Below are 25768 nucleotides of genomic sequence, written 5' to 3'. Positions count from 1 at the left end.
AGAGAAGCCGCGTTCAGAGGTTGATCAGCGTCTGATCGACGGTCTGCTGGGTCTTGATCGTCTGCGCGTTCGCCTGGTAGTTGCGCTGCGCGGTGATCAGGTTCACCAGCTCGCTCGTCAGGTCGACGTTCGAGTTCTCGAGCGAGCTGCCCTGCAGCGTGCCGTGGTTGGTGCTGCCCGGCGCGGAGATCTGCGGCACGCCCGACTGCGCCGTCTCGATGTACTGGTTGCCGCCGATGTTCACCAGCCCGTTCGGGTTGTTGAAGTTCGCGAGCGCGATCTGGCCGAGCGTCGAGGTCTGGCCGTTCGAGTAGTTGCCCGATACCTTGCCGTCGGCGCCGATCGTGAAGGTGGTCAGCGTGCCGCTCGCATAGCCGTCCTGCGCCAGATTGTTCACGCCGTCCTTGCCGCCGTACTGGGTCGTGCCGGTCAGGTCGAGCGTCAGGTTCTGCGGCGTCGCGCCGCCCGTCGTGTTCGGGATCGAGAACGCGAACTGGCCCACCGTCGCGGTCGGCTGGCCGGTCGCGGCCGACGTCGTGCTCGTGATCTGGCCCGACGTGTTGAACGTGATCGTGCCGAGATTGGTCGGCGTCTGGCCGGTCACGCCCGAGTACGCCTGCCAGGTGCCGGCGGGCGCCGCGCTCTTCACGAAGTACATGGTCACGGGCTGCGAGCCGCCCAGCGTGTCGTAGACCTGGACTTCCGTCGACCAGTTGTACGACGCCTGCGTGTTCGGGTCGAACGGCGTCGTGGTCGGCACCGTGTCCTGCGAGTTGAGGTTGAACTGGGCGGTGATCTTGGTGGTCGCGCTCGGCGCGATGTTGGTCGTCGGCGCCTGCAGCGGCACGGTCGTCGCGGTGTTGATGGTGCCGTTCGCGTTCGCGGCGTAGCCCATCAGGTTCATGCCCTGCGAGTTGACGAGGTAGCCGTTCTTGTCGCGCTGGAACGTGCCGTCGCGCGAGTAGGTGAGCGCGCCGTTGTTCGACATCTGGAAGAAGCCGTTGCCGTTGATCGCGACGTTCAGCGTGGAGTTGCTCGACGCGATCGTGCCCTGGCCGAACGACTGCTGCACCGACGACATCACCGTGCCGATGCCGATCTGGTTGTTGACGGCCGACGCGACGGAATTCGCGTACATGTCGGCGAACTGCGCCTGGCTGGCCTTGAAGCCGACCGTGTTCGCGTTGGCGATGTTGTTGCCGATCACGTCGAGATCGCTCGACGCGCCTGCCAGACCGCTCAGACCTTGTTGATAGCCCATGGTGTTCTCCGTGCCGAGATGTGGGATCAGTTAGTTGGAAGAGGAAGGCGGGTTGTTCGACGCCGTCTTCACGTTCGGGAAGATCGACGCCACCTGCGAGAAGCCGACCGTGGTGCCGTTCGACAGCACCAGCCCGGGCGTGCCGTCCGCCTGCTTGACGACGCTCAGCACCTGCGACGCGGACAGCGTCGTCGGCGTGTACTGCTTGCCGCTCGCGTCCGTGTAGCTCGCGCTGATGGTGTAGGTGCCGTCGGGCAGCGCGTTGCCGGCCGTATCGGTCGGCGTCCAGTTGAACGGCACGGTGCCCGCCGATTGCGCGCCGGCGTTGATCGTGTTGACCACCACGCCCGACGAATTCTTGACGTTGATCGTGAGGTTCGACACGTTGCTGGTCAGCTGCACGCCGAACGGCGACGCCGCGCCGCTCTTCACCGGCACGGTATTGCCCGGCGCGAGCACGTTCGAGCCGATCAGCATCGCCGCCTGGGTCTGCTGGCCCGCCGTCAGCTGCGTCGACAGCGACGTCAGCGACGAATTCAGCTGCGCGATGCCGCTCACCGTGTTGATCTGCGCGAGCTGCGAGGTCATCTGCGAGCTGTCGACCGGGCTCGTCGGATCCTGGTTCTGCAGCTGGGTGACGAGCAGCTTCAGGAAGGTGGTCTGCAGGTCGGCCGCGGACGTCGTCGACAGCGTGTTCGACGACGTGCTCACGCCCGTGCTGGTGCTCGTGCTCAGGCTGCCCGACGTGCTGCTCGTGCCGGACGAGCCGTTGCTCGACGCGAGACGCGACGCGCTGTTCGAGCTCATCGTGTCGTACGGCAGATTCGACACGGTCGTGCCGTTGCCGCCGATGGTGGTGGAAGAGGAAGTCATCTCCGGTTCGCCTTCTTTGATGAGTGTGCGGTTCAGGTGCCGATCGTCAGCGTCTTCAGCATCAGCTGCTTCGCGGTGTTGAGCGTCTCGACGTTCGCCTGGTACGAACGCGATGCCGAAATCATGTTGACCATTTCCTGCACCGGGTCGACGTTCGGCATCTCGACGTAGCCGTTGGCGTCGGCGGTCGGATTCGACGGATCGTAGGTGCTCTTCATCGGCGACGGATCGTCGATCACCTGGCTCACCTTCACGCCGCCCACGCCCTGTCCCGAGCGGGTGCGCGCGCCGCCGATCGGGTCGGCCGCGAACACCACCTGCTTCGCCTTGTAGGGTTTGCCGTCCGGCCCCGTCACGCTGTCCGCGTTGGCGAGGTTCGACGCCGTGACGTTGAGGCGCTGGGACTGGGCGGACATCGCCGAACCCGCGACATCGAAAATGTTCATCAGCGAAGGCATGCGTGCTCCTTGTCGCGTTGCGTGCTGGTTGAATGACCGTGCGTGCCGTGCGGCGGCGGGCTCAGGTGCCCGACGTGATCGCGGCCAGCATCGACTTGATCTGCTGCGTCATCACGGTCAGGCCGGTCTGGTAGTGCAGCGCGTTGTCCGCGAACTGCACCCGCTCCATGTCGAGATCGACCGTGTTGCCGTCGAGCGAGGGCTGGCGCGGGTTCCGGTACTGCGCGCGGCCGTAGTCGTCGCTCGGGCCGCCGGTCGGGATCAGCCTCGCGTTGCCCGCCATGTGGCCGGCCGACGTCGACACCATCGTCATCCCGCTCGTCACGCCCGCCGGCTGCGCCATCGGCAGCGGGGTCGCGTTGCCGGCCGGCTTCAGCGCGCGCGCGAGCGTCGCCGAAAAATCGACGTCGCGAGCCTGATACCCGGGGGTATCCGCGTTCGCGATGTTCGATGAAATCAGTTCCTGCCGATACGTGCGCACATCGAGCGCCTGGCGGCCGAATGCGAATTCGGCATCGAGTCTGTCCAGCATCGTGCGTCTCTCCGTCTCAAGCGATGCACCGCTCTTTCGCCGCGCGGCGGCCAAAGAGGCTTTTTTCCATGACAGGCATGGTAGGCGGACAGCGCAACGGGCAATCGGACGAATAACCGGTAAAGCCCCCCTCTTTTCTACGTTTGCGCGACTGCCCCGATCCCTAGAATGCAATCCGTACCAACGGCTTCGAGGAGGGGCGATGACGACTCACGCAGGCCGCACGACCGCCGTGCGCGGGCCGCTCGTGCGCTTCGCCCTGATGCTGGCGCTGGCGAGCCGGGCGTGCGTGGCGCCGGCGCAGCAGGCCGACGACGGCATGATCGTGATCCCGGGGCACGGCGAATCGGCCGAAACCGCGATCGCGAACGCGCAGGCCCGCGTGGCGGCGGCGAAACCGGCCGCGAACGTGAGCGCCGCACTGGAGGCCGCCGCGCTGAACCGGCGGCAGGTGACGCCCGCGGCAGCGCAGGACGATGCGGGCCAGCCGGCCGGGGCCGAAGCGGCTCCGCCGGGCTGGATCCGCGTCGCGCCGCCGGCCGAGCCGCCCGCGACGGCCCGCTACGCGCAGCAGGGCGCGGCCGCCGCGCCGCGCGCAGTGCCGATCCGGCCGGTGGCGCTGCGCACCGCCCGGCTGCCCGTGGCCTCCGTTCCCGTCGCTCCCGCCGCCGCGACCGGTACGCCGCAGCCCGCCGTGCCGGCGGGCCAGCAGGACGGCGAGGCGATCCGCCGCGCCGCCGTCGCGTTCCTTCAGCAACAGGCCGCCGGGCTGCCCGGCAAGACCACCATCACCGTCGCGCCCGCGTTTCAGCGCGGCCTCGCCGCGTGCACGACGCTCGAACCGTTCCTGCCGACCGGCGCCCGGCTGTGGGGCCGCACCACGGTCGGCGTGCGCTGCGCGGGCGAGCGGCCGTGGACGATCTATCTGCAGGCCAAGCTCGCGGTGCAGGCGACCTATTACGTGGCCGCGCGGCAGATCGCGCCCGGCGAGGCGCTCACCGCCGCCGATCTGGTCGCCCGCGACGGCGATCTGACGGTGCTGCCGCTCGCCGTGATCACCGATCCGTCGCAGGCGGTGGGCGCGATCGCGCTGTCGCGCGTGGCGGCCGGGCTGCCGTTGCGCCAGGACATGCTGAAGAGCGCGGCGTCGGTGTCGATCGGCCAGACCGTGCGCGTCGTCGCGGCGGGCCAGGGCTTCACCATCTCGGCCGAAGGCAGCGTGCTCAGCAACGGGTCGCCCGGCCAGCAGGTGCGAGTCCGGATGGCGGCCGGCCAGATCGTCACGGCGATCGTCAAGGACGCCGGGACCGTGGAAATCCCGCTCTAGGGGCGGCGGACATCCGCCACCTGACCCCTAGATTGCAAACTTTTGTTTATTCAGGCATTTGTCGAAGAACGGGTGCTAAAGTTTGAGCCGACCTTGCCGTTATCTTGCTCAAACCGTTCAGGAACTCCATCGTGAAAGTCGATTCCACCACTTCATCGAGCGCCCGCACGCTGTCGAACGCCAGCACCGGCGCCAGCGCCGGCGCGGCGCGCACCCAGTCCGGCCCGACGGCCGCCACGGGTGGCGCGGCAGGCGCCGCGGGCGCGCCCGCCGGGGACGCGAACGTGAATCTGTCCGGCCTGTCGTCGAACCTGCGCGCGCTGGCCGCGTCGGGCAGCGCCGATATCGATACGGCCCAGGTCGAATCGATCCGCGATGCGATCCGCAACGGCACGCTGTCGATCGACGCGGGCAAGATCGCCGACGGGGTGCTGCAGACCGCCCACGAGCTGCTGCAGAACGGGAATACGCCGTCCACCGGCAACTGAGCGGGCCTTCCGGCCTCGCGACGGGAAGTAAGCGGTGCGCGGATGTCCGCGCACCGGCGTTTTGAGCGAGACGCGATGAGAGACGAACTGCTGGCCACGGTCAATGACGAACACGCGACAGTCGAGGCATTCGCGTCGCTGCTCGCCTATGAAGAAAAAGCGCTGACGATGGCCTCGCCGCTCGAGGCGCTGCCGGGCATCATCGAAAAGAAAAACGGGCTGATCGAACAGCTCGCGAACCTCGAACGGCTGCGCGACAGCCAGCTTGCCGCGCTCGGGTTTCCCGGCGGCAGGAAGGGCATGGACCAGGCGGCCGAGAGCGACACTCGGCTCGCGAGCCGCTGGCAGTTGCTGCAGCAGTCGGCCGATCGCGCGCAACGCGCCAACGCGAACAACGGCATGCTGGTCCGCATCCGGATGGATTACAACGAGCGTGCGCTCGCGGTGCTGCGCGCCGCGCCGGAGCGCGTCGGCTTTTACGGGCCGGACGGACGGGTCTCGGCGACCGCGCCCTGAGCGCGTCTCCGTCCCCGCGCGGCCGGCCGCCGCCTCCCTGATCCGCTGAATCGACAGACCGGGCCCGAGCCCGGCAATCGTGTCCCTCCGATACGCGGCGGCGCGCCGTGCGCCGCTTCGTCATAACGAAACCTCCGAGGGCACCCATGACCCAACGCATCCCCGCACCGATCCGGCGTCGTCTCGTCGCGGCGGCGCTCGCCGCCTGCGCGGCCGCGCTGCCGCCGTCCGTCGCGCCGGCCGCCGCCGTACCGTCCCAACCACCGCCGCTGCCGACGCCGGCGGGCGACATGACGCTGTCGCCTTCCGGCCCGCTGATCGATCCCGGCACGTCCGCCCCTGCGTCCGCGTCCGCGTCCGGTATGACGCCGCGCACGGCCGGGCGCGGCAGCGATACCTATACGTATCTGCGCTGCTGGTATCGGATCAGCGCGAATCCGCTTGAACCGAAGGCGACCTACGAATGGGCGCGCGACCCCGGCAGCAGCGACTGGTACCGGGTGCCCGGCTACTGGTGGGCGGACGGCATCACGCAGTGGAAGAACATGTTCTACAGCCCGGTCGCGCAGGACACGCTGGCCGGCGTCTGCCGCAAGACGCTCGACGCGCGCGGCATCCGCCGCGACTTGACGCAGGCGCTCGCGGCCAACAACGCGCTGTCGTTCAACTACACGATCTGGACGCTCGACGCCGCGCAGCAGGCGCCGCGCGTCAACAAGCTGATCGTGTTCGGCGACAGCCTGTCCGACACGCAGAACATGTACAACGCGAGCCAGTGGAAGCTGCCGAACAGCGCGAGCTGGCACGCGGGGCGCTTCAGCGACGGGCCGATCTGGGCCGAGTACCTCGCGACGGCACTCGGGCTCCCTCTGTACGACTGGGCGATCGGCGGCGCGGCGACCGACCAGCACCTGGTCGTGCCGGGGCTGCTGCAGCAGGTGGAGTCCTGGCGGGCGTACATGGATCGCGCGCCGGGCTACCGGGTCGAGAACACGCTGTTCGCGGTGTTCGCGGGCGGCAACGATCTGGTGAACTACGGGCGCTCGCCCGAGCAAGCGGCGAATGCCGTGCGCGACAGCCTCGACCGGCTGACGGCGGCGGGGGCGCGGCGGATCGTGCTGCTGACGCTGCCGGACGTGTCGCGCGCGCCGGTGTTCGCCACCCGCAACGACGCCGCGCGCGTCGCCGCCCAGGTCCAGGACTACAACCGCCGGCTCGCCGACGCGGCGGCCGGGCTGCGCGCCCGCTACGGCGCGGCGCTGAAGCTCGAGCTGTTCGATGCGTACGCGCTGTTCGACGACCTGCTCACGCATCCGCAGCAGTATGGTTTCGACGAGGCGAAGCGTGCGTGTCTCGACATCCCGCATCCGTCGTCGCTGACCTACGTGGCCGCGCAGACGCCCCGCGCCGATTGTCGCGATCCGGCGCGCTTCGTGTTCTGGGACATGCTGCATCCGGGCACCCGCACGCATGCGGTGCTGGCCGGGCAGATCGCTCCGTTCGTGCGGGCGCGTTTCGGGAATTGAGCGGTTGGGTCGGGGGTGGGGGCTGGGGGGCCGGGCCGATCAGGGTGGTGTTGGTGGGGGCTTCGGGGAGTCGACTTCGGTGGAATCCGCTTCGGTGGGGTCGGCTTCGGTGGGGTCGGCTTCGGTGGGGTCGGCTTCGGTGGGGTCGGCTTCGGTGAGGTCCGCTCCGATGAGATCGGCTCCGATGAGATCGGCTTCGGTGAAGTCCGCATCGGTGAGACCAACTTCGATGAGGCCGATCTCGATGAAATGAGTTTCGGCGGGCCGGCTCAGGCAAGATCGGCCCGGCGATGTCGCCTCCGCCGGGCTCAGCTTGGTGAAGGTCGATCTCGACGAGACGAGACCGGCCTCGGCAAGACCCGCATCCACGACGCCCCGCCAACCGATCTCCGCCCCACCCGGCAGGCGGGCGGCCCCCGCCCCCGCCGCTACTCGGCGACCCCGATCGCCTGCGCCACCGCCCGAACCCGTGCGCGATGCACGGCGTCCTTGATCTTCGCCGCCTCGCCCGCGTAGCCGCTCGCGATCGCGCCCGCGTCGACCGCGCGCGCCGCGACGAGCGCCTGCCGCAGTCGCTCGGCCTGCGGATAAGGTTGGGCTTCGAGGCCAAGCCGGCCGCGCGCATCCGCTTCGCCCGCCTGCAGCGCTTCCGCGAAGCGCGCGGGCTTGCGCAGCGCATCGGTCCGCTCGAACAGGCGCACCAGCGCGGCCGCCCCCATCTCCATCACGCGATGCAGATTGCCGTGCTCGCGCGCGACCAGCACCGCCAGGTCGCGGCATTCGTTCGGCACCCGCAGGCGGTCGCACAGCGGCTTGAGCAGGTCGACGCTGCGGCCCTCATGGCCGATGTGGCGCGGCAGCACGTCGGCGGGCGTCGTCGCCTTGCCCAGATCGTGCGTCAGCGCGGCGAAACGCACCGGCAGCGAATAACGCTGCTTCGCCGCATGATCGACCACCATCATCACGTGCACGCCGGTATCGACTTCCGGGTGGTAGTCGGCGCGCTGCGGCACGCCGAACAGCGCATCGATCTCGGGCAGGATGCGCGCCAGCGCACCGCATTCGCGCAGCACGGAAAACATCCGCGACGGCCGCGCTTCCATCAGCCCCCGCGCGATTTCCTGCCAGACCCGCTCGGGCACCAGCGCATCCACCTCGCCTGCCGCGACCATCTCGCGCATCAGCGCGAGCGTGCCGGGCGCGACGGTGAAATCGGCGAAGCGCGCGGCGAAACGCGCGAGCCGCAGGATACGCACCGGATCCTCGACGAACGCGTCGCCGACATGCCGGAACACCTTCGCGCGCAAATCCGCCTGCCCGTCGAACGGATCGACGACCGGGCCGACCAGCGCGCCGTCGGGACTGACTGCGCGCGCCATCGCGTTGATCGTCAGGTCGCGGCGCGCGAGATCCTCCTCGAGCGTCACGTCGGGCGCGAAGTAGAACTGGAACCCGTGATAGCCCGCCGCCGTCTTGCGCTCGGTGCGCGCGAGCGCATATTCCTCGTGCGTATCGGGATGCAGGAACACCGGAAAATCCTTGCCGACCGGCTTGAAACCCTGCGCGGCCATCTGTTCGGGCGTCGCGCCCACGACGACATAGTCGCGATCCTGCACCGGCACGCCGAGCAGCGCATCGCGAATCGCGCCGCCGACCGCGTAGATGTTCATGCCTGCGCTCCGTAGACGTCGACGCAATGCGTTTCGCGCCGCGCGTCGTCGATCCAGGCCCGCACCGCGGGCAGCGCGGTGATGCGCGCCGCATACGCGCCGGCCTCCGGCGACAGCGGCGGCGCATAGGTATTGAAGCGCAGCACGACGGGAGCATACATCGCGTCGGCGATCGAGAATTCGCCGAACAGAAACGGGCCGCCCGACGCCGCGAGACAGCGCCGCCACAGCGCGTCGACTCGCGCGACGTCGGCGAGCGATGCCGGCGTCGCGCCGCGTCCCGGCCACGCCTCCCGCACGTTGAGCGGCATCTCGTTGCGCAGCGCGCCGAACCCCGCATGCATCTCGGCCGAGATGCTGCGCGCCTGCGCGCGCGCCGCCGGGTCGCGCGGCCACATCGGATGCTGCGGAAAACGCTCCGCGAGCGTCTCGACGATCGCGAGCGACTCCCACACCGCGCCGAGCGCGTCGTCGACGAGGCACGGCACCTTGCCCGACGGCGAGTGTTCGAGGATGCGCGCGTTCGTATCGTCGCGGCGCAGCTCGATCAGTACCTCGTCGAACGGGATGCCGAAGTGCGTGAGCAGCACCCACGGCCGCATCGACCACGACGAATAGTTCTTGTCTCCGATGATGAGTTTCATGAATCCGCTCTGTCAGTAAATGAAATCGATTGGCACGCCGCCGCCCGGCGCGACGCTCAGTGCCGCGCGCGCCAGCGGTCGAAGCGCGAGCGCCGGGCCGCGTCGCCGAGATAGGTCGGCGCGACGCTTTCGAGGCTCGCGGGCCGGATTCCCAGCTCGGGGGCGAGCGGGCCGCTCAGCACGTTCGGTACCGTCATCGACGCCAGATTGTCGCGCGAGATCACCGGCTCGCCCGGCAGATGCTCGAAGACGAACGCCTGCAGCCGCGCGAGCGCGTGCGGCAAGCGCACGATCCGCGCGCTGCGCCCGCCCAGCGCGCCGCTGTAGCGCACCAGCTGTTCGAGCGTATAGGTGGCGGGGCCGCCGAGTTCGTAGGTATGGTCGCGGGTCGCGTCGCGCCCGGCCGCGTTGACGATCGCCCGCACGACGTCGCCGACGTAGACCGGCTGGAACAGCGCATCGGGCATCGCGAGCGGCAGCACCGGCAGCGTGCGCTGCAGGCGCGCGAAGGTCGTGAGAAACGCGTCGCCGGGGCCGAACACGACGGACGGCCGGAATACCGTTGCCGCCAGCCTACCGGTGGCCGCTTCGGCATGCAACGCGGCCTCGCCGTCGCCCTTCGAGCGCAGATACATGCTCGGTCCGTGCGAATCGGCGCCGAGCGCGCTGACATGCAGCACGCGCGGCACGCCGGCCTGCACGCACGCGGCCGCGAGCGAACCCGGCACCGCCACGTGCAGCCGCGCGAAACGTTCGCCGTACGGGTTGCCGTGCCCGCCGTGCAGCACGCCGATCAGATTGACGGCCGCGTCCGCGCCGGCCGCGAAGCGCGCGAACCCGCGCGTGTCGAAGCCGTCCAGCTCGACGATCTCGACGGGCAGCATCGCGAGCTGGCGCGCATGCTCGCGCCGCCGGGTCGCCACCCGCACCTGCCAGCCCGCGGCGACGAACGCATGGACGAGCCGGCTGCCGATGAAGCCGGTGCCGCCCAGCACGGCGACGGTTTGACGCTGCATGATCGTGCCTCACCAAAGCACACCGCCGCGTCGGACGCGGCGGTGTCACGAAGCGGTCAAGGCGCGATGAATCCCAGGCGCGCCTTCAGCGATTGCGGCTTCCCTTCGAACAGCGCCGCGTAGTACGTCGTGTTCGACAGCACGTTCTTCACGTAGTCGCGCGTCTCGTTGAAGGGGATCGTTTCCGCGAAGATCGCCCCCTCGACCGGCTGCACCAGCACCTGCCGCCATTGGCGCGGCCGGCCCGGCCCGGCGTTGTAGCCGGCCGTCGCGAGCACCGGCGAATTGTCGAACTTCTGGTAGATATCCGACAGATACCAGGTGCCGAGCTGGATGTTGGTGTCGATGTCGTGCATCTGCGCGCGCGACACGGTGCCGAGGCCGAGCTTCTTCGCGACCAGCTGCGCGGTCGCGGGCATCAGCTGCATCAGGCCGCCCGCGCCCACCGACGAGCGGGCGTTGGTGATGAAGCGCGACTCCTGACGGATCAGGCCGTACGCCCATTCGATGTCGAGCCCGTTGGTCTGCGCATAGCGCTCGACGATATTGCGGTACGGCGACGGATAGCGCAGCGTGAAATCGTGCTCCGCCTTCGTGCGGTCGGCCGTGTTGACGGTGCGATCGAGCAGATCGACGCGCTTGCCGTATTCGGCGGCCGCGAGCAGTTGCCGGTCGGTCATCCCGCGCAGCGGCCAGTTCCATTCGCGATTGCCTTCGAGACGCAGGTTCAGCGCGTAGAAACGCTGCGCGAGCGCGAAGCCCGGCACCTTGCTCATCTCGCCGATCTCCGCGTCCGTCACCGTCGTGCGCGGCGGGATCGTCGTCTTCTGGCCCAGCTCCTCGCCCGCGAGCTGCCCGTAGAAACCGAACTGCCCGGCGATCTGCTCGAACTCCTGGTTCGCCTGCAGCGTGTCGCCGCCCTGCTTCAGCGCGCGCGCGTGCCAATACACCCAGGTCGGCTGGCCGCGCAGCGCATCCGGCATCTGCTCGATCGACCAGCGCACCATCGGCCAGTCGCCGGCGAGCAGCGCCGCGCGGGTGCGCCACTCATAGGCCGGATTCGACAGCAGCGCGCCCTTCGATTTCTGGAACAGCAGCGCCGCCTGCGGCATCCGCTTGATGGCCGCCTGATAGCCGACCTCGCCCCAGCCGATCGCCTGTTCGGCTTTGCCGAGCGAGGTGCCGAGCGACGTCATCGACGCCGCGGCCATGTCGGGATCGTTGCGCGCCATGCGCGTGATCGCGAGCAGCGCGAGCTGCCGCGACGCCGGATCCGGCGACACGCCGCGCGCCAGATACAGCGGCGGCGCGCTGGTCGCCTGGTCGAATCCGGCCGGACGCGGGCCGAGCACGTCGGCGAGCTTGCCGCCGAGCGTCGTGTAGTTCTGCTCGTAGGCGAGACGGATCTGCGCCCAGACGTCGTCGGACGAGAACTGCTGATTGACGGACAGCGCGGTGACCAGATCGACGCATGCGTCGCCGTAGTACTTCGGATCGACGAGCAGCGCGCGCGCCGCATCCGCGACGTTTTCGCCGCGTGCCGCGCGCGATTCGAGCGCGTAGCACTTCACCTGGGTGTCGTCGTCCAGCACGAAGCGCTTGTACTGATCGTCGAAGTTGCGCCAGTCGTGGCGCGCGCCCAGCACGAGCAGGTAGTCGTTGCGCAGCCGGTCGGCGATCGCCTGGCCGTCGTAGCGCGACAGGAACGACAGCACCGGCGCGTCCGGCGCGTCGGTGCGCGCGCGCCCGCTCGAATCGAACAGCTGCGGCTTGATCTGGAAGTACTCGACGTAGGACGGCGCCGGATAGTTCGGAATCATCGCGGCGAGCTGCGCGGCGCGCGCCGGATCGTTCTTGCGCGCGGCTTCGCGCAACTGCACGAACACCTGGTCGTCATTCGACGTCGCATCGTCGGCGGACTGCGCGGCGCACGAGGCTGCCCACCCGGCCAGCGTGACGGTGACGAGCGTCAGCAATGCCGCGCGATATACTCGAAAAAGGCTGGTTGACATCGTTATGAAGGGAGCACGAAGTGAGCGGAAGCATAGCACGCCCCCCTGCCGCGGACGCGAAGCGGATCCTGCGCAAAACGCTTGCGCAGAAGCGCCGCGACGCGCACGGCGAACCGCTCGCGAACGCCGCGCTCGCGCGCTGCGTGCTCGCGTTGCTGCGCACGCATGCGCCGCGCACGGTCGGCTTCTACTGGCCGCTCGCGGGAGAGTTCGACGCGCGCGCGGCGGTGTCCGCCTGGCTCGCGGGCGACCCGGACCGGCAGGCTGCGTTGCCGGTCATCAGACAGCCCCACACCCCGCTCGAATTCCATGCATGGCGCCCCGATGCGCCGATGCGCGAAGGCCATCACCGGATCCCCGAACCGGCGTCGGACGAGCCGGTCGTGCCGGACCTGCTGCTGATTCCCTGCGTGGGTTTCGATCGCGCCGGCTACCGGCTCGGCTATGGCGGCGGCTACTACGACCGCACGCTCTGCGCATGGCCGGACGCGACGCGGCCGGTCACGGTCGGCGTCGCCTATGAGGTGTGCGGAGTGGACGCGCTGCCGCGCGAAGCGCACGACCGGCCGCTCGACTGGATCGTGACCGATGCGGGCCCGATCCGCTCGGGCGGCTGACGCCGGCCGGGCGGCGGAGCGGATGCGACCGCGCGCCGCCTACAGCGACGCCGCCGCGCGCGCCGCCGTGTCGTAGAGGCCCGATGCGTTGCGCAGCAGCTGCGCGGCCTCGCCGATCTGCTCATTGGTCAGACCACTGTCCTTGAGCGTCTCGATCAGGCAGTGCTCGCGCACCTCGCGGTATTTCATGCAGAGATCGCGCCCCGCCTGAGTCGCGGAAAAGAACACTTCCTTGCCTGTCTTTTCGCTGTTTACATACCCTCTAGCTACGAGCTTCTTAAGCGCATACGTGGCAACGTGGGTATCTTCGATATTGAGCACGAAGCAGATATCCGCGAGCTTCTTCTTCCGTTCGCGATGGCTGACGTGATGCAGCAGCGACACCTCGACCGCCGTCATGTCCTTCGCGCCCGCCGCCGCCATACACCTCACCATCCAGCGATTGAACGCGTTGCTTGCCATGATGAGGCCGTACTCGAGTTCGGATAATTCCGCGCTGTTCTCGGAAACGAGATGTTCGGAAGAGACAATCTTGGTCGGATGGCGCTGCATGGCGGAAACGGTCCGGCTCGGTTCGAGGTGAGCCGCAGTGTACGACAGAACCCGCGCGGCGCCTCCTCCGCAAAAACGCTTATTGATAAGTTATCGACATTTTATTGACAATGTATTCTTGACCAGCGGCGTTCCGCCGTATGCTTGCCACCCATGACCACTCCACGCCTCTATCCGCTCGGCGATTCCGCCCTGGTCTGCGAAGCGCCGCCCCCCGCGACGCTCGACTGCCAGCGCCGCATCTGGGCCGTCGCCACCGCGGCGCGGCACTGGCCGCACGTCGTCGACATCGTGCCGGGCATGAACAACCTGACGATCGTGTTCGATCCGCTCGCCACCGCCGCCGCGACGCTGCTGCCCATGCTGCAGGCCGCGTGGGACGCGGCGGACGGCGTGGCCGAGAGCGGCCGCGAGATCGACATTCCGGTCGAATACGGGGGCGCATCCGGCCCCGATCTCGATGCGGTCGCCGCGCACACCGGGCTGTCCGTCGACGAAGTCGTGCGGCGCCACGCGGGCGGCCGCTACGTCGTGTTCTTCCTCGGCTTCCAGCCCGGCTTCAGCTACATGGGTGGCCTCGACGCCGCGCTGCACACGCCGCGGCGCGCGGCGCCCCGGCTCGAAGTGCCGGCCGGCTCGGTCGGCATCGGCGGCGAGCAGACCGGCATCTACCCCGCCGCCGCCCCCGGTGGCTGGCAGCTGATCGGCCGCACCCGGCTCGCGCTGTTCGATCCCGCGCAAACGCCGCCGACCCTGCTGCAGCCGGGCGACCGGGTGCGCTTCACCGTCGCGGGAGTGCATGCGTCATGAACCGTCACGCTTCCGCCGGCAACATTGAAGTGCTGCGCGCCGGCCCGCTGTCGACCGTCCAGGATCTCGGCCGGCACGGCTTCCGGCATCTCGGCGTCGCGCAAGGCGGCGCACTCGACACGCTCGCGCTCGAAGTCGGCAACCGGCTGGTCGGCAACCGCCCCGACGCCGCGGCCGTCGAAATCACCTTCGGCCCGGCGTCGTTCCACTTTCCGCGCGCGACGCGCATCGCGATCACCGGTACCGAATTCGGCGCGACGCTCGACGGCCAGCCCGTTTATTCCTGGTGGAGCCTGCCCGTGCGCGCGGGCCAGACACTCGTGCTGCCCGTCGCCAAGCGCGGGATGCGCGGCTATCTGTGCATCGCGGGCGGCGTCGACGTGCTGCCGATGATCGGCTCGCGCAGCACCGATCTCGCGTCGCGCTTCGGCGGCCTCGGCGGCCGCGCGCTGCGCGACGGCGACCGCCTGCCGGTCGGCGCGCCGGCGGCGGACGTGCCCGGCTGCCTCGCCGCCGACGCACCCGAGTTCGGCGTGAAGGCACCGGCCTGGTGCGCATTCACGCGGATCGACGAACCGCCGCGCCGCCACCGCCCCGCGCACGCGCCCTGGGCGATGCCCGTGCGGGTGCTGCCCGGCCCGCAATACGCGAGCTTCACCCCGGCGTCGCAGCAGACGCTGTGGGACGACGAATGGATCGTCACGCCGAACAGCAACCGGATGGGCTACCGGCTGGCGGGCACCGCGCTCGCGCGAAGCAAGGCGGACGACCTGCTGTCGCACGCGGTGCTGCCCGGCACGATCCAGGTGCCGCCGAACGGCCAGCCGATCGTGCTGATGAGCGACGCGCAGACCACGGGCGGCTATCCGAAGATCGGCACGGTGATCCGCGCCGATCTGTGGAAGCTCGCGCAGGCGCGCCTGAATTTGCCGATCCGCTTCGTGCCGGCGACGCTCGAAACCGCCCATGAGGCGCTCGCGGCCGAACGCGCGTACCTGCGGCAGATCGACGTCGCGATCGCGATGCGCGACGAAGCGCGCGAACGCGCGCGGAACCGGGCGGCATGACGAGGCGAACGGCATGCCCCCTGAAAAATCAGCCCCTTTGGACGAGGACACCATGGAAATCGATCTGAATGCCGATCTCGGCGAAGGGTGCGGCTCGGATGAGGCGCTGCTCGATCTCGTCACGTCGGCCAACATCGCCTGCGGCTGGCACGCGGGGGGCGCGCAGGCGATGCGCGACTGCGTGCGCTGGTCCGTCGAGAAGAACGTGGCGATCGGCGCGCATCCGAGCTTTCACGATCCCGAGAATTTCGGCCGCAAGGAAATGGATCTGCCCGCCGGCGAAATCTACGCGGGCGTGCTCTATCAGCTGGGTGCGCTGTCGGCGATCGCGCAGGCGGAAGGCGGACGCATCGCGCACGTCAAACCGCACGGCGCGCTCTACAACCAGGCCGCGCGCGACATCGACATCGCCGACGCGGTCGTGTCCGCGATCCACGATTTCGATCCGTCGCTGGCCGTGTTCGGCCTCGCGAACAGCGGCTTCGTATCGGCCGCGCGGCGCGCGGGCCTCACCGCCGTCGAGGAAGTGTTCGCCGATCGCGGCTACCGCGCGGACGGCTCGCTGGTGCCGCGCAGCCAGCCCGGCGCGCTGATCGACGACGAGGACGAGATGCTCGCCCGCACCCTCGACATGGTGCGCGGCCGGCGGGTGCGCGCGGTCACCGGCGAATGGGTGCCGCTGCATGCGCAAACGGTCTGCCTGCACGGCGACGGTCCGCACGCGCTCGCGTTCGCGCGGCGCATCCGCGCGGCGCTCGAGCACGCGGGCATCGACATCCACGCGCCCGGCGCGCTGCACGCAGGCGAGCGCGCGTAACGCGCAGCCCCCGCGAAAACGATCGACCGCCACGCGCCGCGCACCGCGCCGCGTGCGGCAAGCTGCAACCTCGAGCGGCCGGCAGAGCCGCGGGAGTTCGCCGGCCCGCGCGACGCGCGGGCCGCTGAGCGCCGTCCGTGCCGTGCGGGCGGCGAAAGATAAAACCCTGTCTGGAGATCGTCAATGCAGAGCACCGTGAGTCTATGGCCGCTGATCGGCGTCGCCGTGATCATCGTCGGCTTCGTGCTGCGCTTCAATCCGATGCTGATCGTCGCGGTCGCGGCGATCGTCACGGCCGTGAGCGCGCACTTCCCGCCCGACAAGATCCTCGCCGCGATCGGCGCCGGCTTCCTCAAAACCCGCAACATCCCGCTGATCATCCTGCTGCCGCTGGCGGTGATCGGGCTGCTCGAGCGGCACGGGCTGCGCGAGCGCGCGCAGACGTGGATCGCCACCATCAAGGCGGCCACCGCGGGACGCCTGCTGATCGTCTACCTGCTGGTGCGCGAACTCACGGCGGCGGTCGGCCTGACAGGGCTCGGCGGCCATCCGCAGATGGTGCGCCCGCTGATCGCGCCGATGGCCGAAGGCGCGACCGAGAACCGCTTCGGGCCGCTGCCCGAGCCGACCCGCCACCGGCTGCGCGCGTATGCGGCGGCCACCGACAACGTCGGCCTGTTCTTCGGCGAGGACATCTTCGTCGCGTTCGGCGCGATCGTGCTGATGGTGACGTTCCTGAAGGAGGCCGGCATCGTCGTCGAACCGATGCACGTCGCGCTGTGGGGCATCCCGACCGCCATCTGCGCGTTCCTGATCCACGGCTTCCGGCTGTGGCTGCTCGACCGCCGGCTCGAGCGCGAGCTGGGCGGCCTCGTTGCCGCCGGCGCCGCGCATGCCGCGCGCGCCGCCGACCGGGGAGACCACGCATGACGCTCACCCTCACTTACCTGTTCTGGCTGCTCGGCGTCGTGCTGCTGATCGTCGGCGGGATGATCGTCACCGATCGCGACCACCCGCGCCGCTTCACCGCCGGCGGCTTCTGGATTCTCTACGCGCTGATCTTTCTCGCCGGCGACCACCTGCCCGTCGAGCTGGTCGGCGTACTCGTGATCGTGATGGCGTTGATCGCCGGCTTCGGCGGCGTCACCGCGGCCAAGCCGAAGCTGCTGTCCGAGGACGCGCGCAAGGCGAGCGCCGCGCGGCGCGGCAACCGGCTGTTCGTGCCGGCGCTGACGATCCCGTTCGTCACCGTCGTGGTCACGCTCGCCGCGAGCCACCTGAAGACCGGCGGCGTGCCGCTGATCGACCCGAAGAACGTCACGCTGATCGGCTTCGGCATCGGCTGCGTGATCGCGCTCGGCATCGCGTGCGTGATGACCCGCGACACGGTCGGACAATCGATGAAGGAAACCCGGCGGCTCGTCGACGCGCTGTCGTGGGCGGCGGTGCTGCCGCAGATGCTCGGCATGCTCGGCCTGGTGTTCTCCGACGCCGGCGTGGGCAAGGCGGTCGCGCATGTGACCACGTCGTTCATCAGCCTCGATTACCGGCTGATCGCGGTGGCGGTGTACTGCATCGGGATGGCGCTCTTCACGATGGTGATGGGCAACGGTTTCGCGGCGTTCCCCGTGATGACCGGCGGCGTCGGGGTGCCGATCCTCGTCAACGTGTTCCATGGCGACCCGGCGGTGATGGTCGCGATCGGGATGTTCTCCGGCTACTGCGGCACGCTGATGACGCCGATGGCGGCGAACTTCAACATGGTGCCCGCCGCGCTGCTCGAACTGCCGGACAAGAATGCCGTGATCAAGGTGCAGGTGCCGACCGCGCTCGCGATCCTGGCCGCGAACATCTTCCTGCTGAATGTCCTGATGTTCCGATAACCTTCGCCGGATAAAAGAAAAGCGCCCTCGCGGCGCTTTTTTCTTTTGAATCGAGTGAAACGGACGATCACGCGTTTAAATATACCATCCGGAACCGTGACATTAAAAAACGTCACCGTTAATCGGAAACGAATCGGATCCGCCGGATAAAACGCGTCCGCCGCCGCCCGATTGCTTCCCCCGGCCGAACGGCGGAACGTCTAGCTGACTCTGCACGTGTGCCCGCATGCGGGTTTATCAGTGGTGTGGCCCCGCCGTGCATGCAGACAACCCGCCGCCGGCACGTAAATACGTGCCGGCAACGCTAACCCCGCGCTGTATTTTTGGTAATTCCCCGTAGCGCTTTTTTCTATTTGAAACTGTTGTGGATTGGAGAATAGATTTACGTCCGGGGGGTGTCAATCGTTGAAACAATATTCGTTGCCCGGCAAGGGTTTATCCCGTCTTCCCGTCAGTTCGCGTCGACCCGGTAGCCCTGCTGGCGCAGCAGCTCGAGTACGCCTTTCGGGCCGCCGAAGTGCAGCGCGCCGATCGCGACGAACAGCGGTCGGTTCGGCGCGGCGATCTGCGTCATCCGGAACACGAAGCGCCGGTTGCGCTCGTACACGATCTTGTTGTCGATCGCATCCGATACGGGCTTCGAGCGCGCGAGCCGTTCCGACTTCGCGGTCGCCCACGCGGCGAGCGCATCCGCGTCGCCGATGCGCCACAGCCGATGCAGCGCCTTCACGTCGGCGGCATTCTGCGCGGGACTCTGCACCATGTCCTGCGCGAGCATCTCGCGCTGCTGCTCGAGCGTCAGCCCGGTGAACGCGCGCATCTGCTCGGCCAGCGTCTCGAGGCCCACCACTTTCCCGCCCTTTTTACGCAGAAAGACATTCTGCAGTTGCGCCTCGGTGCCGTATTCCGTTTGCAGGCCGGCCGACAGCGAATCATAGGTCTCGACCACCAGCGCCGCGAGCCATGGACGCATCCGGCGGATCCCGGCGAGCGCGGCCGGGTTGCCGTGCAGCCGGTTCGCGAGCTTCTGCCACAGCGCCTCGGGCAGCAGCCGCGGCAGGCAGGCGTAGTTGCAGATGCCGTACTTCGACACGTCGTCCTGAGATTCGAGCAGGTCGTCCGGCGACAGTTCGAGCGCGAGTGTCGGCGATGCGGCGAGCGCGGCGAGGATCGGCCGGCGGAACGGCAGGGTCGGCGGATAGTCGGCCGGATCGCCGACGTGCATCGTGCCGAGCAGGTAGATCGTGGTCTTGCCCTTCGTCGCGACATAGAACGGCATGCGCGCGGGCTGGGTGCGCACCGGGCCGCCCGACACGGTGCCCGGCGGGGTGTGGAAGCCCGGCAGCGACAGGCCGGACGGCGCGAGCTGCGACGGGTGCAGCGGCGCATTCGCCGCTGCGCCGGCCGCCTGCGCGAGGGTGGCCGGCATCAGCAGGCCGACGCCGGCGCACGCGCCGGCGAGCGCCGCGCCCGCCAGGGCACGCGCGCCCCATCGCCGGGTGGCCCGGCAGACGCGCGCCGCGCGCCTGCCGCCGATACGCATACGGCGCGCGAGGGTGCGCGCCGCTACTGCTTCAGGCATTGGCCTCCCCTACCTCCTCGGCGCGATGGCAGGCCACGAGCCGGTGATCGACGTCGCGCAGCACGGGCACGTCCGTCCGGCAGCGCTCGACCGCGTACGGACAGCGCTGATGAAACGTGCAGCCCGACGGCGGATTGAGCGGCGACGGCAGCTCGCCTTCCAGCTTGATCTGGATCTTCCGGTCCGATTCGAAGATGGCGGGCGTCGCCGACATCAGCGAACGCGTGTACGGATGGCGCGGCCGCGCGTAGATCGTCTTCTTGTCGCCCAGTTCGGCGACGCTGCCGAAGTACATCACCATCACGTCGTCGGCGATGTGTTCGACCACCGACAGGTTGTGCGAGATGAACACGTAGCTCGTCTTGAACTGCTCCTGCAGATCCATGAAGAGATTCAGGATCTGCGCCTGGATCGACACGTCGAGCGCGGACACCGGTTCGTCGGCGACGACGATCTGCGGATCGAGGATCATCGCGCGCGCGATCGCGACGCGCTGCCGCTGGCCGCCCGAGAACATGTGCGGATAGCGCTTCGCATGCTCCGGCCGCAGCCCGACCGTGCGCATGATCTGCGCGATGCGCTGCGCGCGCTCCGCCGCCGTCAGTGTGGTGTTGATCGCGAGCGGCTCGCCGAGCGTCTGCTCGACGGTCTTGCGCGGGTTCAGCGACGCGAACGGATTCTGGAACACCATCTGCACGCGGCGGCGCAGTTCGGCGATCGTGTCCTTGCTCGCGCCGGCGACATCGCGGCCGTCGATCGACAGGCGGCCCGAGGTGGGCGGCTCGATCATCGTCAACTGACGGGCCAGCGTCGATTTGCCGCAGCCGGATTCGCCGACGACGGCGAGCGTCTTGCCGCGTTTCAGCTCGAACGACACGCCGTTGAGCGCCTTCACGGTGCCCTGCCCGAACATGCCGCGCTTCACCGTGTAATGCCGCGCGAGCTGGTCGGCGACGAGCACCACGTCGTCGTGCGGCGCGGCGCGGGGCGTTTCGTGGACTGCGTTCATCGTGCGCCTCCCGGTGTGCCGATCGCTTGCAGGTTCAAGGGCTTGATGCAGCGCGCGCGCATGCCGTCGTTGCCGGCGGCGAGTTCGGCGAGCGCGGGGCGCGCCTTCCGGCAATCGTCGGCCACGTACTTGCAGCGCGGGGCAAAAAGGCAGCCGCTCGGACGGTCGTCGCGGCCGGGCACCATGCCCGGCAGCGCGGCGAGCCGCTTCGCGCCCACGTTGTGCTCGGGAATCGCGGCCAGCAGCGCTTCAGTATACGGGTGATGCGGCTCGCGGAAGATGTCCGGCACGTGATTCGTCTCGATCACCTCGCCCGCGTACATCACCGCGACTCGCTGTGCGACCTCCGACACGACCGCAAGATCGTGCGAGATCAGCACCAGCGCCATCCCGCGCTCCTTCTGCAGTTGCACGAGCAGATCCATGATCTGCGCCTGGATCGTCACGTCGAGCGCGGTGGTGGGTTCGTCGGCGATCAGCAGCTTCGGATTGCACGCGACCGCCATCGCGATCATCACGCGCTGGTTCATGCCGCCCGACATCTGGTGCGGGAACGTATCGATCCGGTTCTTCGCATCGGGAATGCCGACCTGGTCGAGCAGTTCGAGCGCGCGCTTCCTGAGCGCATCGCCGTGCAGCCCTTCGTGCAGCTTCAGCACCTCCTTGATCTGGTAGCCGACCGTATAGCTCGGATTCAGGCTCGTCAGCGCGTCCTGAAACACCATCGCGATGTCCTTGCCGATGATCCGGCGGCGCGCTCTCGCGCTGGCCTTCAGCAGGTCGACGCCGTTGAACGTGACTTCGTCGGCCGTGACGATGCCGGGCGCGTCGATCAGGCCCATCAGCGCCATCATCGTCACGCTCTTGCCCGAGCCCGATTCGCCTACCACGCCGACCACTTCGCCCGGCGCGATCGACAGGTTGATCCGGTCGACCGCCGGCAGGCCGTTGAAGCTCACCGCGAGATTGCGGATGGTCAGTAGATTGCTCATGTCAGTACCCGACGGATGGTTCCAGGAATGCCGACCGTTCCCTCGGGAGGCAGCGCGTGTGGGGGTCGTTTCATCTCACGCCATCCGTTTCAGTTTGGGATCGAGCGCGTCGCGCAGCCCGTCGCCGAGCAGGTTGATCGCGAGCACCGAGATCAGGATCGACAGGCCGGGCATCGTGACGATCCACCAGGCGTTGTCGATGTAGTCGCGCGCGGAGGCGAGCATCGCGCCCCACTCCGCCGTCGGCGGCTGCACGCCGAGCCCGAGGAAGCCGAGCGCGGCCGCGTCGAGGATCGCGGACGAGAAGCCGAGCGTCGCCTGGACGATCAGCGGCGCCGTGCAGTTCGGCAGCACCTGCGAGAACATCAGGCGCAGCGTGCCCGCGCCCGCGACGCGCGAGGCGGTGACATATTCCTTCTGCAGTTCGCCGAGCGCCGACGCGCGCGTCAGCCGCACGTAGCCCGGCAGCGCGACGATCGCGATCGCGAGCATCGTGTTGGTGAGGCCCGGCCCGATGATCGCGACGACGGCCACCGCGAGCAGGAGCGACGGCAGCGCGAGCAGCACGTCCATCACGCGCATCACCGGGGTGTCGGCCCACGACTGGAAGAACGCCGCGACGAGCCCGAGCACGATGCCCGGCAGCAGCGCGAGCACGACGGACACGAAGCCGATCCAGAACGACATCCGCGCGCCGTACATCAGACGGGACAGGATGTCGCGGCCCGCTTCGTCGGTGCCGAGAATGAATTTCCAGTTGCCGCCGTCGAGCCATGCGGGCGGGATCTTCACGTAGTCGCGGTACTGTTCGATCGGACTGTGCGGCGCGAGCAGCGGCGCGAACAGCGCGACGACGATCAGCGCGAGCACGACGATTCCCGCGCCGACCGCGCCGCGGTTGCGGGAGAAATTGGCCCAGAATTCGCGCAGCGCGAGCGTGCGTCCGCTCACCGGCGCGGCCTGGCTGGGCATGGCATTTTGGATGTCGCTCACGGCGCCTCCTGCGGGGCCGCCTCGATGGAGGCGCGCGCGCCTTCGAGGCGCAGCGGATGAATGGGAGCGTGGGAGTGCATGGTGTTTACCTCGTGTGGCGGATGCGCGGATTCAGCACGCCGTACAGCAGATCGACGACCAGGTTCACGACGATCACGAGCGTCGCGATCATCAGGATGCCGCCTTGCACGACCGGATAGTCGCGGCGGCCGATCGCATCGATCAGCCACTTGCCGACGCCCGGCCACGAGAACAGGGTTTCCGTCAGCACCGCGCCCGCGAGCAGCGTGCCGACCTGCAGGCCGATCACGGTGACGACCGGGATCAGCGCATTGCGCAGCGCATGCACGACGATCACGCGGGCGGGCGACAGGCCTTTCGCGCGCGCGGTGCGGATGTAGTCCTCGCGCAGCACTTCGAGCATCGACGAACGCGTCATTCGCGCGATCACCGCGAGCGGGATCGTGCCGAGCACGATCGCGGGCAGGATCAGGTGGCTCACCGCCGACGCGAATGCGCCTTCTTCGCCGGACAGCAGCGTGTCGATGAGCATGAAGCCGGTGGTATGGGGAATTTCGTATTCGACGGCGAGGCGCCCGGACACCGGGGTCCAGCCGAGATACGACGAGAACACCATGATGAGGATGAGGCCCCACCAGAAGATCGGCATCGAGTAGCCGGTGAGCGCGGTGCCCATCACGGTGTGGTCGACCACGGTGCCGCGCCGCAGCGCGGCGAACACGCCGGCCGGCAGGCCGACGAGCAGTGCGAACAGCAGCGCGCAGATCGAGAGTTCGACGGTGGCGGGAAAGCGCGCGAGGAATTCGCCCATCACGCTGCTGTTGGTGATGATCGAGGTTCCGAGGTCGCCGTGCAGTGCGCGGCCGATGTAGTGGAGATACTGTATCGGCAGCGGCTCGTCGAGCCCGAGGCGCTTCATCGCCTCCGCGTGCATGGCGGGATCGACGCCGCGCTCGCCCATCATCACTTCGATGGGGTCTCCCGGTATCAGGTGGATCAGCGCGAACGCAAGAATGGTGATGCCGATAAAGGTCGGGATCACCATGCCGATGCGGCGCAAAACGAATCGAAACATGGTGGGTCTCGGATTTTCTTGTGGGAAATGTGCGACCGGCGACGAGGAGCTTGTGACTCCCCGCCGCCGGGTGATTTATCGTCCAGTCAGTCTGACAGCGTACTCTGCGCGGCTTACTTCACGCCGACACCGTCGAAGCGCGCGTAGCCGAGCGGCTCGATGCGCATGTCGACGACGTTCTTGCGCACCGGCTGGTAGACCGTCGAGTTGGCGATCGGCGAGAACGGCAGTTGCTGCGCGAAGATCTGCTGCGCCTGCAGGTAGATCTTGGTGCGGGCGTCCTGGCCGGTCGTGACGCGGCCCTTCTGGACCAGGTCGTCGAACGGCTTGTAGCACCACTTCGAGAAGTTGCTGCCCTTGAGCGCGTCGCAGCCGAGCAGCGTGCCGAGCCAGTTGTCGGGGTCGCCGTTGTCGCCGGTCCAGCCGATCAGCATCGCGCCTTGTTCGCCGGCGTGCGCGCGCTTGATGTACTCGCCCCATTCGTAGGTGACGATCTTGGCGGTGACGCCGATCTTCGCCCAGTCGGCCTGGATCATTTCCGCCATCAGGCGTGCGTTCGGGTTGTAGGCGCGTTGCACGGGCATGGCCCACAGCGTCGTTTCGAAGCCGCTGGCGAAGCCGGCCTTGGCGAGCAGCGCCTTGGCTTTCGCCGGATCGTAGGCGGCGCCCTTCAGGTTCTTGTCGAACGACCACTGGGTCGGCGGCATCGGCGCGGCGGCGGCTTGGCCGGCGCCCTGGTAGACCGATTCGATGATCGCTTTCTTGTTGATCGCCATGTCGAGCGCTTGGCGGACCTCGACCTTGTCGAGCGGCTTGCGTTCGACGTTGTACGCGAGATAGCCGAGGTTGAAGCCCGGCTGCGAGGGCATGTCGACGTTGGAATCGGCTTTCAGCGTCGCGATGTCGGCGGGGCGCGGATAGCTCATCACCTGGCATTCGTTGCGCTTGATTTTCTGCACGCGCACGCCCGGGTCGGGGGTGATCGAGAAAATCAGCTTCGAGATCTTCACGTCGCCTTTCTTCCAGTAGTCGGGATTGCCGTCGAAGCGGATGGTCGCGTCTTTCGTGTAGCTGCGGAACACGAACGGGCCGGTGCCGATCGGTTTCTGGTTGATGTCCGGGGCCTTGCCGGCTTTGAGCAGCTGGTCGGCGTATTCGGCCGACAGGATCGATGCGAACTCCATCGCCATGTTCTGGATGAACGGCGCGTTCGGTTCGGAGAGGGTGAAGCGGACCGTGTACGGGTCGACTTTTTCGACCTTGGTGATCAGCTTGTCGAGGCCCATGTCGGTGAAGTACGGGAACGATGCCGGGTAGGCCTTGCGGAACGCCTGGTTCGGGTCGAGCATGCGCTGGAACGTGAACAGGACGTCGTCCGCGTTGAATTCGCGGCTGGGCTTGAAGTAGTCGGTGGTCTGGAACTTGACGCCGTGGCGCAGATGGAAGGTGTATGCCTTGCCGTCGGGCGACACATCCCATTTTTCCGCGAGGCCGGGTTCGACCTGGGTGCCGCCGCGTTCGAATTCGACGAGGCGGTTGTAAATGGTGAAGGTCGAGGCGGTGAAATCGACGCCAGTGGTGAATTGTGCGGAATCGAAGCCTGCCGGGCTGCCTTCTGAGCAGTAGACGAGCGTTTTATTCGGGATCTGCGCGAAGGCAGCGCCCGCGATGCCGAACGATGCCGCTGCAACGCCCGCAATGGCGGTAACACGCAGTGCGCGCAACAGACGATTATGTTCCATGTTTCCTCCAGTCTCCAGTTCAGGGCTGGCCTGGGCCAGCGTAGGCGGATATTACTTGAGCTTTCGATATGGGAACAAGGAGGAGAAAATTATCGAAGGGGGGCGGCCGGGAATGGCCGCCCGGCGGTCGGCGGGAATGGCCGATTTCAATATGCCGCGGAGAGGCCCCCCCTCCGGAAGCTAGCCCCGCTCCGGGCCAGGAGTTCAGAGGTGTTTTCGTCTATTAGCGTTGCTACCTAGTTTTTTGTGAAATGGTTATTAGCGGATGTGCTGGATTCAGGACTC

The 25768-nt window shown here is 68.2% G+C and carries 26 protein-coding genes; 10 read left to right on the top strand and 16 right to left on the bottom strand.

Annotated features, from left to right (window positions below):
* Positions 1–13: 13 nt before the first annotated feature.
* From flgE to flgB, 4 genes are all read right to left on the bottom strand, one after another.
* Positions 14–1261 (bottom strand): flagellar hook protein FlgE, encoded by a 1248-nt coding sequence (gene flgE, locus RZR99_RS10025; RefSeq protein ID WP_323119598.1) that lies wholly within the window; start codon positions 1259–1261, stop codon positions 14–16.
* Between the two features lie 30 nt (positions 1262–1291).
* On the bottom strand, positions 1292–2134 hold the full coding sequence (locus tag RZR99_RS10020; protein ID WP_323119597.1) for a flagellar hook assembly protein FlgD: 843 nt from the start codon (positions 2132–2134) through the stop codon (positions 1292–1294).
* A 32-nt stretch (positions 2135–2166) separates the two neighbouring features.
* Complete coding sequence (gene flgC, locus RZR99_RS10015; protein ID WP_323119596.1) at positions 2167–2592, bottom strand: flagellar basal body rod protein FlgC; 426 nt, start codon at positions 2590–2592, stop codon at positions 2167–2169.
* 61 nt (positions 2593–2653) lie between these two features.
* Positions 2654–3124 carry a flagellar basal body rod protein FlgB gene (gene flgB / locus RZR99_RS10010; RefSeq protein ID WP_323119595.1) on the bottom strand — a complete coding sequence of 157 codons (471 nt, stop codon included), beginning with the start codon at positions 3122–3124 and terminating at the stop codon, positions 2654–2656.
* 202 nt (positions 3125–3326) lie between these two features.
* Here flgB and flgA point away from each other — a divergent pair, with 202 nt between their 5' ends.
* The 4 genes from flgA (at position 3327) to RZR99_RS09990 (ending at position 6981) form a co-directional block, all read left to right on the top strand.
* Positions 3327–4451 carry a flagellar basal body P-ring formation chaperone FlgA gene (gene flgA / locus RZR99_RS10005; protein WP_323119594.1) on the top strand — a complete coding sequence of 375 codons (1125 nt, stop codon included), beginning with the start codon at positions 3327–3329 and terminating at the stop codon, positions 4449–4451.
* A 131-nt stretch (positions 4452–4582) separates the two neighbouring features.
* On the top strand, positions 4583–4939 hold the full coding sequence (gene flgM, locus RZR99_RS10000; protein ID WP_323119593.1) for a flagellar biosynthesis anti-sigma factor FlgM: 357 nt from the start codon (positions 4583–4585) through the stop codon (positions 4937–4939).
* Between the two features lie 75 nt (positions 4940–5014).
* Positions 5015–5455: a flagella synthesis protein FlgN gene (locus tag RZR99_RS09995; RefSeq protein WP_323119592.1), complete on the top strand. Its 441-nt coding sequence runs from the start codon at positions 5015–5017 to the stop codon at positions 5453–5455.
* A gap of 146 nt (positions 5456–5601) precedes the next feature.
* Positions 5602–6981 (top strand): SGNH/GDSL hydrolase family protein, encoded by a 1380-nt coding sequence (locus RZR99_RS09990; protein WP_323119591.1) that lies wholly within the window; start codon positions 5602–5604, stop codon positions 6979–6981.
* Between the two features lie 39 nt (positions 6982–7020).
* Here the strand turns inward: RZR99_RS09990 and RZR99_RS09985 are convergent, their stop codons facing one another.
* Genes RZR99_RS09985 through RZR99_RS09965 form a run of 5 tightly spaced genes read right to left on the bottom strand, consistent with a single transcriptional unit; the run spans position 7021 to position 12323 of the window.
* On the bottom strand, positions 7021–7350 hold the full coding sequence (locus tag RZR99_RS09985) for a pentapeptide repeat-containing protein (protein ID WP_323119590.1): 330 nt from the start codon (positions 7348–7350) through the stop codon (positions 7021–7023).
* Positions 7351–7409: 59 nt separating this feature from the next.
* The gene (locus RZR99_RS09980; RefSeq protein ID WP_323119589.1) at positions 7410–8651 is read right to left on the bottom strand and encodes a multifunctional CCA addition/repair protein; all 1242 of its coding nucleotides are present in this window, start codon (positions 8649–8651) and stop codon (positions 7410–7412) included.
* Positions 8648–9295, bottom strand: a complete 648-nt coding sequence (locus RZR99_RS09975; RefSeq protein ID WP_323119588.1) for a glutathione S-transferase family protein — start codon at positions 9293–9295, stop codon at positions 8648–8650. The genes RZR99_RS09980 and RZR99_RS09975 overlap by 4 nt, the downstream gene beginning before the upstream one ends.
* 56 nt (positions 9296–9351) lie before the next feature.
* Positions 9352–10311: a complex I NDUFA9 subunit family protein gene (locus RZR99_RS09970; RefSeq protein ID WP_323119587.1), complete on the bottom strand. Its 960-nt coding sequence runs from the start codon at positions 10309–10311 to the stop codon at positions 9352–9354.
* 56 nt (positions 10312–10367) lie between these two features.
* Positions 10368–12323, bottom strand: coding sequence for a lytic transglycosylase domain-containing protein (locus RZR99_RS09965; protein WP_323119586.1), 1956 nt, complete (start codon positions 12321–12323; stop codon positions 10368–10370).
* Between the two features lie 20 nt (positions 12324–12343).
* Between RZR99_RS09965 and RZR99_RS09960 the strand changes: the two genes are divergently transcribed.
* Entirely contained in the window at positions 12344–12940 is a 597-nt protein-coding gene (locus RZR99_RS09960; RefSeq protein ID WP_323119585.1) for a 5-formyltetrahydrofolate cyclo-ligase, read from the top strand.
* 39 nt (positions 12941–12979) lie between these two features.
* Here RZR99_RS09960 and RZR99_RS09955 read toward each other — a convergent pair whose 3' ends face one another.
* Positions 12980–13492: a winged helix DNA-binding protein gene (locus tag RZR99_RS09955; RefSeq protein WP_323119584.1), complete on the bottom strand. Its 513-nt coding sequence runs from the start codon at positions 13490–13492 to the stop codon at positions 12980–12982.
* A 153-nt stretch (positions 13493–13645) separates the two neighbouring features.
* Between RZR99_RS09955 and pxpB the strand changes: the two genes are divergently transcribed.
* The 5 genes from pxpB (at position 13646) to RZR99_RS09930 (ending at position 18069) form a co-directional block, all read left to right on the top strand.
* Positions 13646–14302, top strand: a complete 657-nt coding sequence (gene pxpB, locus RZR99_RS09950) for a 5-oxoprolinase subunit PxpB (protein WP_323119583.1) — start codon at positions 13646–13648, stop codon at positions 14300–14302.
* Entirely contained in the window at positions 14299–15369 is a 1071-nt protein-coding gene (locus tag RZR99_RS09945) for a 5-oxoprolinase subunit C family protein (RefSeq protein WP_323119582.1), read from the top strand. Before pxpB ends, RZR99_RS09945 begins: the two co-directional genes overlap by 4 nt.
* Positions 15370–15421: 52 nt before the next feature.
* On the top strand, positions 15422–16186 hold the full coding sequence (gene pxpA, locus RZR99_RS09940) for a 5-oxoprolinase subunit PxpA (RefSeq protein ID WP_323119581.1): 765 nt from the start codon (positions 15422–15424) through the stop codon (positions 16184–16186).
* A gap of 183 nt (positions 16187–16369) precedes the next feature.
* Complete coding sequence (locus RZR99_RS09935) at positions 16370–17116, top strand: DUF969 domain-containing protein (protein ID WP_323119580.1); 747 nt, start codon at positions 16370–16372, stop codon at positions 17114–17116.
* Positions 17113–18069, top strand: coding sequence for a DUF979 domain-containing protein (locus RZR99_RS09930; RefSeq protein WP_323119579.1), 957 nt, complete (start codon positions 17113–17115; stop codon positions 18067–18069). The genes RZR99_RS09935 and RZR99_RS09930 overlap by 4 nt, the downstream gene beginning before the upstream one ends.
* Positions 18070–18520: 451 nt before the next feature.
* Here the strand turns inward: RZR99_RS09930 and RZR99_RS09925 are convergent, their stop codons facing one another.
* From RZR99_RS09925 to RZR99_RS09900, 6 genes are all read right to left on the bottom strand, one after another.
* Positions 18521–19651, bottom strand: coding sequence for a TraB/GumN family protein (locus RZR99_RS09925; RefSeq protein ID WP_323119578.1), 1131 nt, complete (start codon positions 19649–19651; stop codon positions 18521–18523).
* Complete coding sequence (locus RZR99_RS09920; RefSeq protein WP_323119577.1) at positions 19644–20660, bottom strand: peptide ABC transporter ATP-binding protein; 1017 nt, start codon at positions 20658–20660, stop codon at positions 19644–19646. Before RZR99_RS09920 ends, RZR99_RS09925 begins: the two co-directional genes overlap by 8 nt.
* A complete protein-coding gene (locus tag RZR99_RS09915) occupies positions 20657–21652 on the bottom strand; it encodes an ABC transporter ATP-binding protein (protein ID WP_323119576.1) in 996 nt (331 codons plus the stop codon). The genes RZR99_RS09920 and RZR99_RS09915 overlap by 4 nt, the downstream gene beginning before the upstream one ends.
* A gap of 75 nt (positions 21653–21727) precedes the next feature.
* A complete protein-coding gene (locus RZR99_RS09910) occupies positions 21728–22645 on the bottom strand; it encodes an ABC transporter permease subunit (RefSeq protein ID WP_323119575.1) in 918 nt (305 codons plus the stop codon).
* 85 nt (positions 22646–22730) lie between these two features.
* Positions 22731–23741 carry an ABC transporter permease subunit gene (locus RZR99_RS09905; RefSeq protein ID WP_323119574.1) on the bottom strand — a complete coding sequence of 337 codons (1011 nt, stop codon included), beginning with the start codon at positions 23739–23741 and terminating at the stop codon, positions 22731–22733.
* 113 nt (positions 23742–23854) lie between these two features.
* Positions 23855–25483 carry an ABC transporter substrate-binding protein gene (locus RZR99_RS09900; protein WP_323119573.1) on the bottom strand — a complete coding sequence of 543 codons (1629 nt, stop codon included), beginning with the start codon at positions 25481–25483 and terminating at the stop codon, positions 23855–23857.
* Positions 25484–25768 lie beyond the last annotated feature (285 nt).

It is taken from the genome of Burkholderia alba (genome assembly GCF_034721475.1).
Taxonomy (GTDB): Bacteria; Pseudomonadota; Gammaproteobacteria; order Burkholderiales; family Burkholderiaceae; genus Burkholderia; species Burkholderia alba.
The sequence above is the reverse complement of the archived record's forward strand: the minus strand, read 5'-3'. Positions and strand labels throughout refer to the sequence as shown.